The following is a 17,248-nucleotide window of genomic DNA, read 5'->3' on the forward strand; positions in this document are numbered from 1 at the left end:
GAGCCACCGGCTATATGCTATAGGCCATACAGCATCTGCTCGTAAGGAGTGCCCAATGGACCTGAAATGGCAAGACGCCGAAGACATCGCCATACGGCTGGTGGAAGAACACCCTGAGACGGATCCGTTGACTGTACGGTTCACCGATATGCATACCTGGATCGTGGCGTTGCCCGACTTTAAAGACGACCCCAAGAAATCGAACGAAAAGATTTTAGAAACGATCCAGATGGCGTGGCACGAGGAATATCAAGACTCGAAATCGTAAAACGACAAGACCGAACCGTTCTCTGAAATCTTCCTCTCTTTCATCACCTCCGCCGTGCGCCTCTCAGTCCTACTGCTCGGCGTCACCGGTCGGTTGCCCTTCCGGAATCTGATCCAGTCTATAAAAATCCGTTGGGTCGAGTCGTCGCTGCACCGCCTGTGTCGGTTCACTGCCCTTCGCGAAGAGTTCCACAGTTCCCTGTTGGCCTTCACCATCCTGGTCGGCCTCCAACAGGCCGGTCGAGGAGTCAACTTTGACAAAGGTGACTCCATCGGGAATCTCAAAGGGGACGACCGGAAGCTGTTTGAGGGCCTCCCTCATAAAGTTCGTCCAGATCGGCAGGGCCGACCGAGCTCCGGTTTCGCTCTCTCCGAGCGACCGCCGGTCGTCAAATCCCACATACACACCCGTCACCAGATTCGGGGTCCCACCGATAAACCACGCGTTGGTGTAGTCGTTCGTCGTCCCGGTTTTCCCCGCGATCGGACGCCCCAGCGTTTTGGCAGCCTGCCCGGTTCCTTTTTGGATGACATCTTCCATCATATTCGTGATCAGGTAGGCCGTTTCTTTCGGGATGACCTCGTGCGGCTCGGGCTCGATGGATTCAAGCGTTTGGCCCGTATTATCCTTGACGGCTTTAATCCCAAACGGTTCCACGCGGCTGCCCTGATTCAAGAACACACCATACACCGACGTCAGCTCCATCAAGCTCAGAGACGACGTCCCAAGCCCCAGCGAAAGATCAGCCGGAAGCGGGCTCGTGACGCCGACGGCACGGGAGAACTCAATGACATTTTTCACACCGACCTTATCCAATAACCGAACCGTCGCCAGATTATGCGACTGCGCCAAGGCATCCCGGAGACTCACCATGCCGTGGAATTTTCGTCCATAGTTCTCGGGCTTCCAGGTCTTGGCCTCCTCTTCCTGTTCATAGACCACGGGCGCATCGAGGACCTGGGTGGCTGGGCTCAAGCCCTGACTCATGGCAGTAGCATAAATGAGCGGTTTGAAGGCGGATCCTGGTTGCCGGTGTGCCTGCACGGCACGATTGTATTCGCTTCGGGCAAAGTCGTAGCCACCGACCATCGCGCGAATCGTCCCCGCCTTTGGATCGATGGCAATCAGTCCCCCTTCCACCACCGGGGTCTGCTCAAGTGTCAGAAGCACCCCCTCCTTCGTCAGTCGCTTCACTCCGACTTCGATGACATCACCGGGCTTCAAGAGTTGCTTCACATTGGGATTCACAACAAAATCGACCGTCGGGTCCGGCCCTTTGAGCATCCGCTTCGCCCAGGCCATATCGTCAAAGGCCAGTTTCCCTGTGAACGGCCCAACCTGAACGAGGAAGTGATCCTTCATTATCTTTAAGACGACCCCTTCACCCACATACCCGGGTTTGAGCAATTGCTCCCCGGAGCTAAGCTCTGAGGGCTGAAACCTGTCGATATCCACCGTTCGTCGAGGCCCTCGCCAGCCCTCCCGCTTATCGAGTTCTCGAACACCGCTCAAGAACGCCGCTTCAGCTGCTCGCTGCATCTCCAAATTCAAGGTGGTATGGATTTGAAGACCACCCTTGTACACCATCGATTCCCCGTACTTTGCCACGAGCAATTGCCGGACATACTCGACGAAGTACGGAGCAAGATGCTCGCTAACCGGTTGATGGAAATTCAGTGTGTCACGAACAGCTGCTTCCCGTTCCGCAGCCGTGATGAACCCGACTTCCTCCATACGCGCGAGTACATGTTCCTGCCGCTTCTTCGCCATATCGTACGCTGCAAACGGCGAAAACTTGCTCGGCTTCTGCGGGAGTCCTGCCAAGAAGGCCGACTCGGCCAGCGTCAGTGTTCTAATGTCCTTGTCGAAATAGGAGCGTGCCGCCGATCCGACACCATAGGCTCCTTGTCCGAAGTAGATTTGATTCAGGTAGGTCTCAAGAATCTGCTCTTTGCCCGACACCACCTCCATCTTGTAGGCCAGAATGACTTCGCGGATCTTGCGTCCATACGACCGTTCAGAGGAGAGAAAGAGCGACCGAGCCAATTGTTGCGTGATCGTACTGGCACCTTCGACCTTCTTCCCGCCATGCCGAATATTCGTCCAAGCCGCCCGCAACATCCCGATAAGATCCAATCCCGGATGCTCGAAAAACCGGGCATCTTCCGTTGCGATGACCGCCTGCGTCAATGTTTTGGGAATTTCAGAGAGCGGAGTCAGAATGCGGCGTTCAATGAAGAACTGGCCGATCGGCTGACGATCGTCCGAATAGACGGTTGTCACCAAGCTCGGTTGATAGTTTTGAAGCAGATCGAGCGAGGGAAGATCTTGGGCAAAGTGCCAAATGACACCCGCCACTGTCGTAGCTCCGGCGATCATGGCGGCCACCACACCGAGCATGATCACCTGCCATCGGCGCAGGCGACGACGCGGCTGTTCCTGATTTCTTCCAATCAATCGACTGTCGTTCGGCATCGAGTCTGGAATCCTATCGACGTGAGTCGCGAGGTACGCAAGAACTTACAATGTGCCATGTGAAAACTCAAGCAAGACACCGATTGCCCCCCCTCGAACTCTTGCGTCTGTTGATCTCAGCGGAAAAGAACATTTCGTTTCAGAAATGATTCACTTCATAGTAGAAACATGCAATACCTCCACGGGAAAAGTGAGCCTTGGTCTAGCCACCGACTACACAGCCGCGGGGCGACAACAACGAATAAACAAGAAGGCCTCGCGCATACTGATTATTCATTCTGCCACCACCTCAGAAAACCGGGCCGCTTAGGAAGATAAGGTTTCTTGCATGATCGAACAACCTGTTATCAATCAGCCGATCCTCCTGGTCGAAGATGAACCAGATACCGCCGCTCTCGTGACGCTCATCTTGCAGGAAAAGGGCTATCCGGTCGTGCATGCCGCCGACGGCCAGGACGCCCTGAACAAGATCGCTTCGATGCCGCCTCCTTCGCTCGTGCTGCTGGACATCCAACTACCCCATGTCGATGGGGTCACTATTCTAGAGACAATTCGAGCAGCGTCCGGCTGGCAACACGTCCCGGTGGTCCTCCTCACGGCCGTCGTTGATCCGTCCTGTATCCGTAGGGCGGTGTCCATCAAGGTGCAGGATTACATCCTCAAACCATTTAAGCGCGACAGTTTGCTGAGATGTGTGGAGCGGGCCTTGATACCGCTAGCACGCCCATAACGATACCGGCTCCCGCCACGAGAGTTCCCGAACTGGCAAAGAGTTTACGTCTTTCACCCTTGAGGAGTCTGTGTGATGGGGCATTACGAGTATTCCCCCTCCGAGATCATGGAGAGCGTGACCGATACCATTGCACATCTAACCACGGTCATTGGTTGCCAGCAAGATAGCGCCTCCCCAATCGAGCACGCTATTAGCGAACAGGGCATCGCTGGAGAACGCTGATTCACCGCAGCGTCCGCGATATCACTGAGTACAAACAGCTGGATATTACCTTACAAGAGCGCAAGCTGAAGAGTTCACTGTGGTTCGGAGTGGGATCCGCCTTCCAGGTGAGAAACGTGGTTTGATGCGCACATTGCCAAGCAGCTGGATCATGGCAGCAGCAGCAGCAGCAGCAATATTTATTCTCGACCTGTTCATCCCTCTCGGCGTTGCAGTGCCGATGTTGTATGTCCTCCCAATTCTCCTGTCGTGGATAAGTCCAGGCTGGCGAATCACTGCGGTTACGGCGGGCAGCTGCATTATCCTGACCCTGCTCGGGGCCGTCCTTTCCCCTGGAGAACTTTCTAGCGCAGTCGCGACAAACCGTGCCCTGGCTTCAACATTGGGACTCGTCATCGCCTGGCTCGTGATCCGACAGAAACAGTCGGCAGTTCAGGTCGCTGAGGCACACCAGGCCAGGGAGGAGAGCGAGGAGAAATTCGCAAAAGTTTTCCACGCAAGTCCGCACCCGATTGGGATCACGGAGGTGACAACCGGTCGTTGTATAGAAGTGAACGATGCCTGTTTGCAGCTGTTTGGTTTCAGTCGTGAAGAAGTGATCGGCAGCACGACATTGATGCTGGGCATCTGGCCGAATCAGCAGGATAGAGTCCGGCTCGTTGAGCGCTTGAAAGCCGGTGAGCCGATCCGCAATTGCGCGTTGACGTTGAAGACCAAATCAGGTGATGTCCGCCACATTCTCATATCTTCCGATTTGATGGAGATCAACGGAACACTTTGCATGATCACTCTCGGCAACGACATCACGAATCGCAAGCAGGCGGAAGACGCCTTGCTCGAAAGAGAGCAACAGTTCCGGGCGGTATTCAATCAAACCACCTGTGGCATCGCGCAGACGGATTCGACCGGCCGGTACACGCTCGTCAACGACCGGTATTGTGAGATCGTCGGCCGCTTGCGCGAGGAACTCTTGACTCTCAGTATGCACGATATCACGCACGCAGATGACTTGCTGGCCAACGCAGACCAATTCCGCGCATTGGTTCAGGGCGGGCCCAGCTTCGTCATCGAGAAACGTTATCTGCGGCCCGACGGTTCCGTGGTGTGGGTGCATAAGGACGTGGCCGCAGTGCGCGACAACGGAGGCAGGGTCTCGCACATTGTCGACGCCATCACAGACATCACGGACCGAAAACGGAATGAAAAGAACCTGCACGACCTCAATGCCTCGCTCGAAAAACGGGTGGACGAGCGGACAAAGGCACTGCGGCAGGAGGAGCAGCGGTTCCACGGCGCCTTTGACCATGCCCCCATCGGTATGGCTCTGGTCGCCCCAGACGGCAGATGGTTGCGAGTGAACGGCGCGTTGTGTCAGATCATCGGCTACACGGAGGCCGAACTCCTCGCAATCGATTTCCAGGCGATCACTCACCCCGACGACCTCGAAGCCGACCTCTCTCACGTCAGGGACATGTTGGCGGGAACGATACAGACCTACCAGATGGAGAAGCGGTACCTCCACAAACGAGGCCACGTTGTCCACATCCTGCTGACTGTCTATTTGGTTCGTGACACCAAAGGACAACCGCTGTACTTCATTTCTCAGAGCCAGGACATCACCGAGCGCAAGCCGGCCGAAGAACAATTCCGCCAAGTCGTGGAATCGGCCCCCAACGGAATGCTCCTGGCCGACTCGAACGGGATCATTACGCTGATCAACGCCCAGCTCGAACGATATTTCGGGTACGATCGTCACGAGCTTGTGGGACAGCCTGTTGAACTGCTACTGCCTGAACGGTTCCGCACGCAGCACCCCGCTCAGCGCGCCGCCTTCTATCACAACCCACAGGCACGGGCCATGGGAGCGAGGCGCGATCTCTTTGGTCGCCGTAAAGACGGGTCAGAGTTCCCACTGGAAATTGGACTGAATCCTATCCAGACCGCTCAAGGCCAGCAAGTCTTGGCGGCCATCGTCGACATTAGCACCCGCAAGCAGGCCGAAGAGATGTTGAAAGAGGCGGCGCAGGAATTGGTCTCGAAAAATGCTGAACTGCATGAAGCGAACCAGTCCGCCCTCATCGCCACACGCGCCAAGAGCGAGTTTCTGGCCACGATGAGCCACGAAATTCGCACGCCCATGAACGCCATTGTCGGCATGGCAGAGTTGCTCGGGGAGACATCGCTCTCCCCAAGCCAACAAGAATATGTCGGACGCCTTACACGCGCCTCGACCAGCCTGCTTGATTTGATCAACAACATTTTAGACATCTCCAAGATCGAAGCTGGCCAATTGGAATTGGAATCGATCGCCTTCGACATTCAGAGTCTCGTCGACACGATCGGCGAACTGATGGCCATCCACGCCCATATCAAGCAGCTTGAGCTCATAGCTTTTGTGCATCCAGATGTCCCTGCCTGGGTCATGGGCGACCCGACACGCCTCCAGCAGGTGATTATCAACCTCATAGGCAATGCCATCAAGTTTACGGAGCGCGGTGAGGTAGTTCTGCGCATTGAACCGGATAGCGCCGACCCCGACCTGATACGTTGTTGTGTTTCCGATACGGGCATCGGTGTTCCCCATGATAAACTGCACAGCATTTTTGACAGCTTTACCCAAGTCGACTCATCCATGACTCGGAAATACGGCGGCACCGGGTTAGGCTTGAGCATTTCCAAACGCCTGGTGGAGCACATGGGCGGCAGTATCAGCGCCGACAGTACCGAAGGCCATGGCAGCACGTTCTCGTTCGCCGTACGCCTTCCGAAAACAACTTCCCCGCCAACTGCATTGCCATTACCCTTGTTGGACCTTCGGAACCGCCGCCTCCTCATCGTGGACGACACTGAGACCAATCGAATGGTCATACGAGAACATCTCCGACCGCTTGGAGCCTTGCTGGTTGAGGCATCCGACGGTCCAGCGGCGTTACAAGCACTAGACGAAGCACTCGGAGACGGAACGCCATTCGATGTTGCCATTTTGGATTATCACACGCGGGGCATGAACGGACTGGACCTCGCACAGGCCATTCGCAAACGCCAGGACTCTGCTTCGTTGCCTCTGGTGTTGTATGCCTCGGACATGCTGCAGCAGACCGCAGCGCTTTCTCGCGAGTTAGGCATCGACTCCTTCGTTTATAAACCAGTTAGTCGCAGGCGGTTACTGGAGTCATTGGCAGTCGTACTGCATCAGGTGCCGGCTACCACGGTCCGCCAAGAGCAGGCGGCCCATCAGGAACTGGACTTACCACCGCCTTGCCGTATTCTGTTGGTGGAGGACTTAGAAGACAATCGCGACCTGGTACGGCTCTTCCTGAAAGATACTTCCTGTCAATTGGAGATGGCGGAGAATGGCGCCATTGGCGTAAAAAAATTTGCAGAAGGAACTTATGACTTGGTGCTTATGGACATGCAGATGCCCATCATGGATGGACTCCAGTCGACGATGGCCATTCGTCAATGGGAAGTCGAACAGCAACACAAGCCCACGCCGATCATTGCCCTCACCGCCAATGCTTTCTCCGAGGAATCCATAAAAAGTCTGAACGTGGGATGCACAGCCCATCTGACCAAACCGATCAAGAAGAAAGTGCTCCTTTCGACCATCACTCAATGTCTCGGTGCCCTAAGAGATCAAGCGGCCTGAACATCAACCCTCTTTCTCCTCAGACCACTGCTCCTTGGGCATTTTAGTCCTTTCAACCCCTATACAGACCTTTGGACGAGCCGACTAGGCCTAACAAACTTCCCTCCCTGAGGGGGGTGAACTCAACGAGGCACTGACTGAGACTCGATGGATCGCCAGCAACCAAACAAACCCTTGAAAGATGACACTCGCCTGTCTCTGAGCAGGTCTCGCCTCAACTTCACCTGATCAGCACCAACCACGGAAGGAGTGATCGATGCGGAAAGTGACGGCTGAGTCAGGCCCGACGGTGCTGATGGTTGAAGATCATGACGACACCGCATGCTTGGTCCGCTTCATGCTGGAGCGCCAAGGCTATACCGTTCGACATGCGCCTGACGGAAGTAATGCCAAGCGGCTCACAGAAACCAGTCCTGCTCCTGATTTGGTGCTCCTCGATATCTCACTCCCAAATCTGTCGGGCCTTGAGATTCTGCGTACCATTCGCTCGACACCGGGATGGCGACAAATTCCTGTCCTCATGCTCACAGCGAATACCCTCCCGGAATCGATAACCGAGGCAAACAACCTTGGAGCGACAGAATACTTACGAAAGCCCTTTTCGCCAGAACGCCTCCTGCAGATCATTGAATCCTTTCTCCCGTTCCCACAGACTACTCCCCCCTCTCCCATCGACGGGCAGCCCTAACCCCACCCCCATCAAGAACACTGCATTCCTGTACCCCACATTGGATCTACACCAACTCCACATCGCTGCGCACTGAGAGAGACAAGCCCCCCGGTTGGCTGATCCGGACTTGACCCCATCTGACACTTTCATATCAACCTGTTGCTTGTGTCAGAGTACCGTCTTCAAGTATACTGCTGAGTTTGCGCCTCACTACCGGGGCGTCATTTTTGTCATTAAGGAAGCACTGTCACCATGTCCACCGTACGCGCCCCTCAGGACCGTCGCAGCGATATCCGCAATATCGCGATCATCGCCCACGTCGATCACGGCAAAACGACCCTGGTCGATGCCGTACTCCGCCAAACTCACGTCCATCGCAAGATCGATGACATGGGCGAACGCATTATGGATTCGATGGATCAGGAACGGGAGCGTGGGATTACGATCCGGGCCAAAAACGCCAGCGTCATCTACAATGGAGTGAAAATCAACATTGTCGATACGCCGGGCCACGCCGACTTCGGCGGGGAAGTGGAACGGACGCTTCGAATGGTGGACGGTGTATTGATTTTAGTCGATGCCAAAGAAGGTCCCATGCCGCAAACGACCTTCGTGTTGCGGAAGGCGTTGGCGTTGGGACACAAAGCCATTGTCGTCATCAACAAAATCGATCGGCCGGACGCAGTCATCGACGACGTGGTCAACCGCACCTTCGACCTGTTCGTCCATCTCGGGGCCACCGACGAGCAACTCGACTTTCCGATCGTCTACACATCGGCCATTAAAGGAATCGCCACGCTCGATGTCAACAAACCGGGAACGGATATCGTCCCATTGCTCGATACCGTGCTGGAGAAAATTCCTGCTCCAGCAATTACCGTCGATGCCCCGCTCCAAATTCTTGTGCTGGCCCTTGTGCAAGATCCCTACAAAGGCAAGATGGGAATCGGCAAGATCCAGTCCGGTTCAATTGCCAGGCGGCAGAATGTCATGGTGCTCGGGAAAAACGGTGCACAGATTCCAGGTAAGGTGTCCGACCTCGCCGTCTATTCCGGCCTAGACCGGGCCGACACCGAACAGGCAGCGGCCGGTGAAATCGTTGCCGTCGCCGGACTTGATGAGGTGAGCATCGGCGACACCATCGCCGACGCCGATAAACCGGTTGCCCTCCCGCGCGTGTCGATCGATGAGCCGACCGTACAAATGACCTTCTCCGTCAACAACAGTCCATTCGCCGGACGCGAAGGCAAGTTCCTCACCTCGCGCCACCTGCGCGAGCGTCTGTTCAAGGAACTGGAGACCAACGTATCGCTCCGCGTCAATGAGACCGACAGCGCCGATCGCTTTCTTGTGGCGGGACGAGGGGAACTGCACCTCTCCGTCTTGATCGAGCAGATGCGACGGGAAGGGTACGAACTGCAAGTCTCACAACCAGAGGTTATTGTCCATCGCGAAGGCGACAAGGTCATGGAGCCGTACGAGGAGCTGACCATCCAGGTACCGGAGACCTACCAGGGAACCGTGATCGAGGAACTCGGGAAACGCCGAGGCGAGATGCGGCACATGAAGCTGATTCACTCCGACGTCGGCACCAGCGAGATGCATTTGGAATACCACATTCCGACCCGCGGCATCATGGGACTGAAGAACGTGCTGTTGGCAAAGACCCGCGGCACCGTCATTCTGCACCATGTCTTCTCGGCCTACGAGCCGGCGGAAGAGCGAGACCTTCTCGTGACCCCGCATGGCTCGCTCGTCGCGTACGAAGACGGGGCGAGTACAGGCTATGCCATCTTCATGACCCAGGAGCGGGGCGCCATGTTCATCGGCCCCGGAGTCGAAGTATACCGAGGGATGGTCGTCGGTCAAAACAGTCGAGACGAGGATCTGGACGTGAACGTATGCAAGGAAAAGCATCTCTCCAACATGCGGGCCTCCGGGTCCGATGAGGCCTTGGTGCTCACCCCTCCGCGGGAGATGACCTTGGAATTTGCGCTGGAATATATTGGATCCGATGAACTGGTGGAGATCACGCCGCAAAACCTCCGCCTCCGTAAACGATTACTGAATCCCGACGACCGTCGAAAGGCCAAGAAAGCCGGCAAATGAGAATCAGAAAAAAATCACCCAAGCCTTCGGCTAAGCGACCACCACTCTACTTTATCGGATATCGAGGCACTGCTCCTGGTACGGATGAGGTCAAGGCCCTATATGATCGAGAGTACGGTGGACCGCTCGTGATCCAGCACGAGGAGGGATCGCCCGAGTCCTGGCAGGCTACCCATGGCCCATGGTCAGCCCATGTCGTCATGCCCCTTCCGACGGATCAGGTTGCCGCAGTCATGAAACAATTGTCGTGGGAACATGACCTCATGGGGGCGATCGCCCCATCCATCACCGTTCCTCGCGACATGCCGGATACCATCCTCCTGGCGACGCGCTTGGCTCGCTGCTTGACCCTGTTATCACAAGGTACGGCCTATGACGTCATCACACAGGCCTACCTGAATCCCTCAGATTGGCAGCAACGGGCGCTGTCGAGTTTTCTGTTGGACGACCACGTCACTATCGTTCATGACGACAATGCTCACCCGGATCGGGTCTGGTCGTATTCACTGGGACTCAGCAAGTTCGGGATGGACGAGATCGAAATGTTTTCAGCCAAGGGACTCCCTGACGGTTCCAACAAGGATATTTTGTCCGCATCCGGCAGCGAATTTTTGCGACTGGGCCAGCCGATGAAAGTAGGGACCACGCTCGATCTTCCTCTGCTCGGACGTACGGTTCGCGTTCGAAACTACCGGACCGCTGCGCCGGCCGGCCGGATGCTGGGATTCCGAGAGCTACATACCTCGTAAATGTACCCTTACCACGGCCACGCACCTCTCCCGATAGGCCTATCGGCCCGTTGACATCCCTTCGAAACACAGGTTACAAAGTTTATGGTCTGAGTGGGGTCCTACCTATTCCGAGACCTCAGTACAGCTATCATCCATACAGATGTTCTAATAAGGAGGTTTGCGATGAGTGACGTGGCACCGGAAATCAAAGTGGGCGATACAGCACCGGATTTCAATCTGAAGGATCAAGACCAGAAGGACGTGAAATTGAGCGAATTCAAGGGCAAGAAAAACGTTGTCTTGTGCTTCTATCCGCTGGATTGGAGCCCGGTCTGTCAGGGTGAAAATAAGTGTCTGACCGACGACTTCCCGAAGTTCCAGTCCGCCAACGCCGAGTTGTTCGGCGTCAGCTGCGACAGCTTTTTCTCCCACAAGGCCTGGGCGGATTCATTGGACCTGAAGCATCGCCTGTTGTCCGACGTGCACCGGACAACGGCCAAGTCGTATGGTCTCTATTTTGAGCCTTTGAACTGTTCCAAGCGTGCGACCGTCATCGTGGATAAGAACGGCAAGGTCGCCTATGCGAAGGTACAGGAAATCAAGACCGCCCGCGAGGACAAAGAAATCCTCGATGCGCTCGCGAAATTGAGCTAACAATATAGGACTGAATAACGAGGACTGAGGGCTGGGCGACTCTGACGCTCAGTCCTCACACCTCAACACTCGTTATGAGCGGAATCGTTCAAGACGTCAGCGACGCCAACTATAAGGAATTCACCGACAGCTCCGGCGCGGTGGTTGCCTATGGACTGGCCACTTGCGAGCCCTGCAAAGCTTACGATCCTATTCTGGAGGAGACTGCGGCCAAATTCCCGACCATCAAGGTCGGCAAGGCCAAGATGCATGTCCCTGGGCGCTGTCGCGAAATTAAAAAAACCCACACCTTTGAAACGTATCCCACCACCCATCTCTTTGCGCATGGTAAGTTATTGTTGACGCGCGAAGGAGTCGTCGAGCCGGCCGAACTCGCCGCACTCATTTCCGACTACTTACTCAAGTAGCCCCGTGGCTGACCTGTTAGGAGGCGAGCAACGTATGACGACCATGATGCTTGGTGTGCTGTCCGTCATGATTCTGGCCCTTCCGCTATCGGCCAGTGCCCATACCGATGAGTATTTCGAGTCCGTTCAGGCGCCGCACGGTGGACAGTTGCGGATGACCGGGCCGTATCATATGGAACTGTTGGCCAAGGATGGGGAACTGACGGTCTATGTCACGGACCATGCCGACAATATCATCGGCGTCGACGGCGGGTTGGCAAAAGCAACGGTTGAAACGGGATCGAACAGGACACAGGTGCACCTCCACCCAGTCGGAGGCAACATCCTCAAGGGGTCCGGCACCTTTTCTCTGACGCCAAGCACCGTGGTCATCGTGTTCATGAAGCTGCCGAACCAGGACGGCTATGCCGCTCGATTCATGCCGTTGAAACCGAAAGGTGAGCAGAGCGAGAAAGCTCAAGCCCATACGGATGATGATGCAGGGCCACACCATCATCACCACTCACCGAAACATTGAGAGCGGACAAGGCGCAATGAATAGAGATCAGACTGAGTTGTAAGGAGAACTGATCGTGAGACATCTGCTCGGGAGCTTGTTCATACTGTGCGTCACGCTGCTGGGGACCGTTCAAGTCGGTGCCCACTCAGCCAAACACGCCGAACCAGTCAAGTCCCTTCACGGTGGGCAGTCGCTGGCCGCAGGACCGTATCATCTCGAATTGGTCGCCAAAGATGGGGAATTCCTCCTGTATGTGAGTGATCATTCGGACAAACCCATTTCCACCGAAGGCGCCAAGGCAAAGGCCACGATTCAGCAGGGATTTGAGAAGGCCAACGAGCAGGTAGAGCTCATTCCAGCCGGTGAGAATACACTGAAGGGAACCGGGACGTTCACATTAAACCCGGATACGGGAATTATCGTCTTCCTAAAATTGGCCCAACGAGATGCCCACGCCGCCCGTTTTACGCCGCTCAAAGGCAAGGGCGGAATCCAGCCAAATTGACGAGGAACAACATGACCACGACACGAGTTCAACCACCGATAAGAGTCTACTTGGTGAACGCATAACCTCACCTGTAAAGTTCCATGCAGTGAAGACCTATAAACTGGCCTCGACACCGCCATCAACTGTCAGAACTTGTCCTGTAACGAATGATGCCTCATGAGAGCACAACCATGAAACGGCCTTAGCCACTTCCTCCGGTTGTCCCAACCGCCTCATAGGTACCTTTCTAACCAGGTCGTCATAGTTTCCTTTGGTGACACGATATAACATCTCAGTTTCAATACAGCCAGGCGCTACGGCATTGATTCGTATGCCTCGTGCGGCATACTCCAACGCAACCGATTTAGTAAACCCTATAACTGCATGCTTTGTTGCGCAGTACACAGAAGAGCCCGCAATACCGCGCAGACCGGCTATTGATGCGCAATTGACGATAGCCCCTTCTCCTTGTCGCAACATACATTCGAGCTCCAATCTCATACTATGGGCCAGTCCATGTACGTTTATCTCAAAGGTCTCTTTAATTTCCTGCTCCGTGTGATTCAACAGATCGCCTAGTGGTCCTTCAATCCCGGCATTATTAAATGCACAATCAATTCGCCCGTAAGCTTCCATGACATTCTCAATGACCAATCGAATCTCATGTTGATCGGACAAATCTCCACGAACAAAAGAGGCATTTCCTCCTTGGTTGACAATCTCAGCCACCACATCGCTGCCCTCTTGTACCCGTCTCCCCACGACACTTACCGATGCACCACATAAAGCAAATTCTATTGCAACAGCTCGGCCTATCCCGCCTGTGCCTCCCATAACGAGTGCAACTTTTCCATCTAGACGCTTTTCTCTATTTGAGGTCATTTTCCTCGAAGGCCTCTCTAACCTGTCCATGAGGTATCACCCCATTGGGGACGCATAAATGCGGCGTTTCCATTCGACAGAGCCACGTCTACGATAGCAATAGACTGAATACCCCGGATCAAACCCGGAGCTTTTCCACATCGATCGTATACGCCCCCAACGGAACAGAATAATAACAGCCAGCAGTGGCGCAAACCAGCCACCTCACACCAAGCACCTGATCCAGGCCGCTGAGAGAATCATGGCCACAACTTATAAAAACCCTTATAGACATAAGCCAGTGTACTTATAGCATACCCTCACCGTTCGCCTACCACGACAGTTATTAATACGTATATTATTGTAACGTCTTGCGGGGTCTATTGAAGTTTGAGCGCAATAGATATGCCATTGAACGCATATAATTATGACCGGTCGGGAGAATACTGCTTGACGGCGACATCTGAACAGCGGTATCCCAATGACCATGTCACAATCTTCCACAAGTCTGGCCTATGGGTCAGTCGCACTTGCGGCGGTCCTCTGGGGTGGATCGATCGTGGCGCAGAAGATGGCGCTCACGTCGTTTTCCGCGGTCGAGGCCTCGGTCCTCCGAGATACCGGCGGGCTAGCGATTCTACTCGTAACCTGGTGGGCCAAAGAGGGTGCGGCCCTGAGGTTGAGCGGTGCCGATGTTCGGCTGCTTGGCCTACTGGGACTTGGCGTGCTGGGCAACCACCTGCTCATCCTCATGGGGCTGAACTATGTGAGTGGCGCCGTCGGTGGGGTGATCATCGGATCGAGTCCGGTGGTGACGTCCCTGCTCTCGGCCATGTTGATTCGAGATGTGCCGCTGCGCGCGGTTTGGGCTGGTGCGATGCTGTCCTTCGCAGGAGTTGGTGTGGTTTCCGTGGCAGGGTTCCAGGCGGCCGGCGATCAGCCGCTGCTGGGCAGTACGTTGGTTTTTCTTGGCGTGGTAAGTTGGGCGCTCTATAGCATCGGGAGCCGCACGATCATGGAGCGGATTTCACCCCTGACCGTCAATTGGACGACTCTGATGGTTGCGACGGTCCTTCAGATCCCGCTTCTATGGACAGACCAAAAAATGCTGGTCGCCGGCGTCGCATCAGTGACGGTGTCTGATTGGCTGGCCCTCGGCTACCTCATCGTCTTTGCGACGGCTGTGGCGCAACAGGCCTGGCTGTTCGGCGTCAAAGGTGTCGGTCCGTCACGGGCCTCGGTGTTGGGCAATCTGACCCCGGTCGCAGCCATTGGGCTCTCTGCGTTGATCTTGGGGGAAACCGTAGGTTGGATTGAAATTATCGGTATCTGTCTCATCCTTGCCGGCGTCTGGGTCGTCAATCGCCAAACAGCCGAACTCAAAGGCTAGGAGCCAAACTCAACAAGCCAGGATTCCGCCAGTAGAGATGCGCGTAAGGGGAGGCTCTTGGTGTGTGGGGTGACGGTCTGACTGTCGGTACCGTGACCATCAGAGCGCGAGCGGAAGCAGCCTTCGTCTCATCCGCCTCAGCCCACCCCACAGGTTCTCACCCCCCACTGTCAAACCATCGCGATCGAGGATTGTAGCCTTAACTCATCTCTACCGCAGAATCCGGGATAAGATTCCTTGTCCATACCAAGAGGGCGAGATCAGAGTCCTCAGCTAGGATCTCTGAGAATACAAAAACGATACAGTCTGAGTCTGAGCCGATACACCTTATTAATATCAACCCGTGCCTAAATTAGGCGGCGCACAAGAACTCTTCTGCCTTTTAACGCCATAGTGGATGATCGCCATGTCATCAGACACACAAACAACAATCTATTTGAAGCCAACGGTCTATCGAGCCCTCAAAGTCAAAACTGCCATCACAGACCGCTCTGTCTCCGACTTGGTCAATACCGCTGTGCTGGAACCTCTTCGAGAGGATATCTTAGATCTAGAGACGTTGGATAGCCGTGTGAAAGAGGAGACCCGGCCTTTCGTAAAAGCGTTGAAGCGAGTACTGCAACGCAGAGGCCTATAGGATCAGGCCTCAGCTTGCGTAGTCGTAAGCCAGGTCGCGGGAGGGAACCAAGCGAATGTTGGTCAGGGTGCCTTGGCTGATGCCGGGAGCGAGTTCGTGCCAGATGTCTTGGGCCAACTCTTCGCCCGATACGGACTGGCGATGCAGGGCCACCGATAGGTCCTTGTGGTCGAATTTTGCGATCACTCGATTCTTGACCAGCTGATCCAATGCCCCAATATCGGTCACCATGCCGGTCAGCGGATCAATCGTGCCCCTCACCGTCACAAAACAATCCCACTCTCGGCCCTCAGGCCCCGGCTGGACGGCATTAAACGAGTAGCGCTTGGTCATCGTGGCCCTGTTCGGACGATCCCCAGCCGTCACTTCGGCATAGAGGTCTTCATCCTCACAGAGCCGGAGGGTATGTAGTGCCCCGATATCTCGTTGAACCGCAAACTTGTCCCACAGCACATGCGCGAAATTTTCAGAAGTAGGAATACGATCTTTGAAATAGGCCATGTCGAGATTGAGATTCTTGTGGTCGAATTCCTCAATCACATCCAACATCACCCGCTTGAGGTCGAACAAATTGACCACCATGCCGTTCGTGGGGTCAATGTCTCCCGAGACGGTTAGTTCCAAAAAATAGTTATGCCCGTGCGCTGGGAGATTGTAGCAATGGCCGAAAGCCGCCCGGTTCTTCGCCTCGTCCCATTCAGACCTGATATAACGACACGCCGCAGCGAATTCAATACGTTTGGTCAGTAATACAGGGGGCATAGTTCTCCGGTGCTGAGGACTGAGTGCTGAGTTATGAAACGGAGGAACAATCTCGTCAAAAACTTAACACTTTATTTCAAGTCTGAAAGCCATTCTTCCCTCATGCTGCCTGACACTGGCACTTCTTCACGATAGGCGCCGTGGCTGACACGAATCGTTACGGGCTTGATCAAATTCGCGAAAGCGGCCTGCATCGAGGTAGTGGGGCGAAATCGAACGAAGTGCACTGCGCTGATTTTTGTTTCGTGACTATGGCCGCCTTCAAACTCGCCGAAGGCCTCTTCTCCATCGGCTACGATGGCCACCTTCTCGCCATGGTCCAGCCCCATAAACTCATCCAGTCGTTCCTTGATATTCGCTTCGTCGGTAATTTCGATCAAGAGCGTCGCACTCAACTCACCGGGTGCCGGAAGGATGGCATTGTACACGTCCAGCTCGTCCTGAACCTTCGTCTGGTCGAATATTCGTTCAACTCGGATCATTTCCTGAATCTGGAATTGCAACGTACGACGATTCTCAAACACCAGAGTCATCCACGGGCCGATTGAAATACGCCGCCGCTGTTTGAGACCGATGATGTTGGCCCGAAAGCCTTCACGTTGCTTTTCGTACTCTTCGTAAGGAATCAGGTCAGCCGATGTCAGTGCCTGCACAGATAGATTCTCTCTTTCTCAACTATTTGTGAGAACCACAC

General features: G+C 54.9%; 17 protein-coding genes. 13 read left to right on the forward strand and 4 right to left on the reverse strand.

Going from position 1 to position 17,248, the window contains the following annotated elements:
• Window positions 1-55: 55 nt before the first annotated feature.
• A complete protein-coding gene (iscX, locus tag COMA1_RS03085; RefSeq protein ID WP_090743607.1) occupies window positions 56-268 on the forward strand; it encodes a Fe-S cluster assembly protein IscX in 213 nt (70 codons plus the stop codon).
• 69 nt (window positions 269-337) lie between these two features.
• On the opposite strand, the gene COMA1_RS03090 is transcribed toward iscX, so the two are convergent.
• Window positions 338-2,743 carry a penicillin-binding protein 1A gene (locus COMA1_RS03090; RefSeq protein WP_090743610.1) on the reverse strand — a complete coding sequence of 802 codons (2,406 nt, stop codon included), beginning with the start codon at window positions 2,741-2,743 and terminating at the stop codon, window positions 338-340.
• Window positions 2,744-3,071: 328 nt separating this feature from the next.
• On the opposite strand from COMA1_RS03090, the gene COMA1_RS03095 reads away from it, so the two are divergent.
• The 10 genes from COMA1_RS03095 (at window position 3,072) to COMA1_RS03135 (ending at window position 12,922) form a co-directional block, all read left to right on the forward strand.
• Window positions 3,072-3,473: a response regulator gene (locus COMA1_RS03095; RefSeq protein ID WP_090743613.1), complete on the forward strand. Its 402-nt coding sequence runs from the start codon at window positions 3,072-3,074 to the stop codon at window positions 3,471-3,473.
• Window positions 3,474-3,548: 75 nt separating this feature from the next.
• Window positions 3,549-3,698 (forward strand): hypothetical protein, encoded by a 150-nt coding sequence (locus COMA1_RS20945; protein WP_176697812.1) that lies wholly within the window; start codon window positions 3,549-3,551, stop codon window positions 3,696-3,698.
• 151 nt (window positions 3,699-3,849) lie between these two features.
• Complete coding sequence (locus COMA1_RS03100) at window positions 3,850-7,347, forward strand: PAS domain S-box protein (protein WP_176697813.1); 3,498 nt, start codon at window positions 3,850-3,852, stop codon at window positions 7,345-7,347.
• Window positions 7,348-7,603: 256 nt separating this feature from the next.
• Window positions 7,604-8,035, forward strand: coding sequence for a response regulator (locus COMA1_RS03105; RefSeq protein ID WP_090743619.1), 432 nt, complete (start codon window positions 7,604-7,606; stop codon window positions 8,033-8,035).
• A 234-nt stretch (window positions 8,036-8,269) separates the two neighbouring features.
• Window positions 8,270-10,126: a translational GTPase TypA gene (gene typA, locus COMA1_RS03110; RefSeq protein ID WP_090743622.1), complete on the forward strand. Its 1,857-nt coding sequence runs from the start codon at window positions 8,270-8,272 to the stop codon at window positions 10,124-10,126.
• Window positions 10,123-10,875 (forward strand): hypothetical protein, encoded by a 753-nt coding sequence (locus tag COMA1_RS03115; RefSeq protein ID WP_090743625.1) that lies wholly within the window; start codon window positions 10,123-10,125, stop codon window positions 10,873-10,875. The genes typA and COMA1_RS03115 overlap by 4 nt, the downstream gene beginning before the upstream one ends.
• Window positions 10,876-11,040: 165 nt before the next feature.
• Window positions 11,041-11,511 (forward strand): redoxin domain-containing protein, encoded by a 471-nt coding sequence (locus COMA1_RS03120; RefSeq protein ID WP_090743628.1) that lies wholly within the window; start codon window positions 11,041-11,043, stop codon window positions 11,509-11,511.
• Window positions 11,512-11,585: 74 nt separating this feature from the next.
• The gene (locus tag COMA1_RS03125; protein WP_090743631.1) at window positions 11,586-11,918 is read left to right on the forward strand and encodes a thioredoxin family protein; all 333 of its coding nucleotides are present in this window, start codon (window positions 11,586-11,588) and stop codon (window positions 11,916-11,918) included.
• Between the two features lie 34 nt (window positions 11,919-11,952).
• Window positions 11,953-12,435, forward strand: coding sequence for a hypothetical protein (locus COMA1_RS03130; protein ID WP_090743635.1), 483 nt, complete (start codon window positions 11,953-11,955; stop codon window positions 12,433-12,435).
• A 55-nt stretch (window positions 12,436-12,490) separates the two neighbouring features.
• On the forward strand, window positions 12,491-12,922 hold the full coding sequence (locus tag COMA1_RS03135) for a hypothetical protein (protein WP_090743638.1): 432 nt from the start codon (window positions 12,491-12,493) through the stop codon (window positions 12,920-12,922).
• A 96-nt stretch (window positions 12,923-13,018) separates the two neighbouring features.
• Here COMA1_RS03135 and COMA1_RS03140 read toward each other — a convergent pair whose 3' ends face one another.
• Window positions 13,019-13,816 carry an SDR family NAD(P)-dependent oxidoreductase gene (locus tag COMA1_RS03140; RefSeq protein WP_218055294.1) on the reverse strand — a complete coding sequence of 266 codons (798 nt, stop codon included), beginning with the start codon at window positions 13,814-13,816 and terminating at the stop codon, window positions 13,019-13,021.
• A 436-nt stretch (window positions 13,817-14,252) separates the two neighbouring features.
• Here COMA1_RS03140 and COMA1_RS03145 point away from each other — a divergent pair, with 436 nt between their 5' ends.
• Window positions 14,253-15,155, forward strand: a complete 903-nt coding sequence (locus COMA1_RS03145) for a DMT family transporter (protein WP_090743643.1) — start codon at window positions 14,253-14,255, stop codon at window positions 15,153-15,155.
• A gap of 406 nt (window positions 15,156-15,561) precedes the next feature.
• Window positions 15,562-15,792 carry a CopG family transcriptional regulator gene (locus COMA1_RS03150; protein ID WP_141654200.1) on the forward strand — a complete coding sequence of 77 codons (231 nt, stop codon included), beginning with the start codon at window positions 15,562-15,564 and terminating at the stop codon, window positions 15,790-15,792.
• 9 nt (window positions 15,793-15,801) lie between these two features.
• Here COMA1_RS03150 and COMA1_RS03155 read toward each other — a convergent pair whose 3' ends face one another.
• Window positions 15,802-16,554: a 6-pyruvoyl trahydropterin synthase family protein gene (locus COMA1_RS03155; RefSeq protein WP_090743649.1), complete on the reverse strand. Its 753-nt coding sequence runs from the start codon at window positions 16,552-16,554 to the stop codon at window positions 15,802-15,804.
• A gap of 71 nt (window positions 16,555-16,625) precedes the next feature.
• Complete coding sequence (locus tag COMA1_RS03160) at window positions 16,626-17,207, reverse strand: DUF3501 family protein (RefSeq protein WP_090743652.1); 582 nt, start codon at window positions 17,205-17,207, stop codon at window positions 16,626-16,628.
• Between the last annotated feature and the right edge of the window lie 41 nt (window positions 17,208-17,248).

The sequence above is a fragment of the Candidatus Nitrospira nitrosa genome, from assembly GCF_001458735.1.
Lineage (GTDB): Bacteria > Nitrospirota > Nitrospiria > Nitrospirales > Nitrospiraceae > Nitrospira_D > Nitrospira_D nitrosa.

Coding starts and splice junctions, on each gene's coding strand:
- iscX (WP_090743607.1), top strand. CDS start 56: ATGGACCTGAAATGGCAAGACGCCGAAGACATCGCCATACGGCTGGTG.
- COMA1_RS03090 (WP_090743610.1), bottom strand. CDS start 2,743: ATGCCGAACGACAGTCGATTGATTGGAAGAAATCAGGAACAGCCGCGT.
- COMA1_RS03095 (WP_090743613.1), top strand. CDS start 3,072: ATGATCGAACAACCTGTTATCAATCAGCCGATCCTCCTGGTCGAAGAT.
- COMA1_RS20945 (WP_176697812.1), top strand. CDS start 3,549: ATGGGGCATTACGAGTATTCCCCCTCCGAGATCATGGAGAGCGTGACC.
- COMA1_RS03100 (WP_176697813.1), top strand. CDS start 3,850: ATGGCAGCAGCAGCAGCAGCAGCAATATTTATTCTCGACCTGTTCATC.
- COMA1_RS03105 (WP_090743619.1), top strand. CDS start 7,604: ATGCGGAAAGTGACGGCTGAGTCAGGCCCGACGGTGCTGATGGTTGAA.
- typA (WP_090743622.1), top strand. CDS start 8,270: ATGTCCACCGTACGCGCCCCTCAGGACCGTCGCAGCGATATCCGCAAT.
- COMA1_RS03115 (WP_090743625.1), top strand. CDS start 10,123: ATGAGAATCAGAAAAAAATCACCCAAGCCTTCGGCTAAGCGACCACCA.
- COMA1_RS03120 (WP_090743628.1), top strand. CDS start 11,041: ATGAGTGACGTGGCACCGGAAATCAAAGTGGGCGATACAGCACCGGAT.
- COMA1_RS03125 (WP_090743631.1), top strand. CDS start 11,586: ATGAGCGGAATCGTTCAAGACGTCAGCGACGCCAACTATAAGGAATTC.
- COMA1_RS03130 (WP_090743635.1), top strand. CDS start 11,953: ATGACGACCATGATGCTTGGTGTGCTGTCCGTCATGATTCTGGCCCTT.
- COMA1_RS03140 (WP_218055294.1), bottom strand. CDS start 13,816: ATGGACAGGTTAGAGAGGCCTTCGAGGAAAATGACCTCAAATAGAGAA.
- COMA1_RS03145 (WP_090743643.1), top strand. CDS start 14,253: ATGTCACAATCTTCCACAAGTCTGGCCTATGGGTCAGTCGCACTTGCG.
- COMA1_RS03150 (WP_141654200.1), top strand. CDS start 15,562: ATGTCATCAGACACACAAACAACAATCTATTTGAAGCCAACGGTCTAT.
- COMA1_RS03155 (WP_090743649.1), bottom strand. CDS start 16,554: ATGCCCCCTGTATTACTGACCAAACGTATTGAATTCGCTGCGGCGTGT.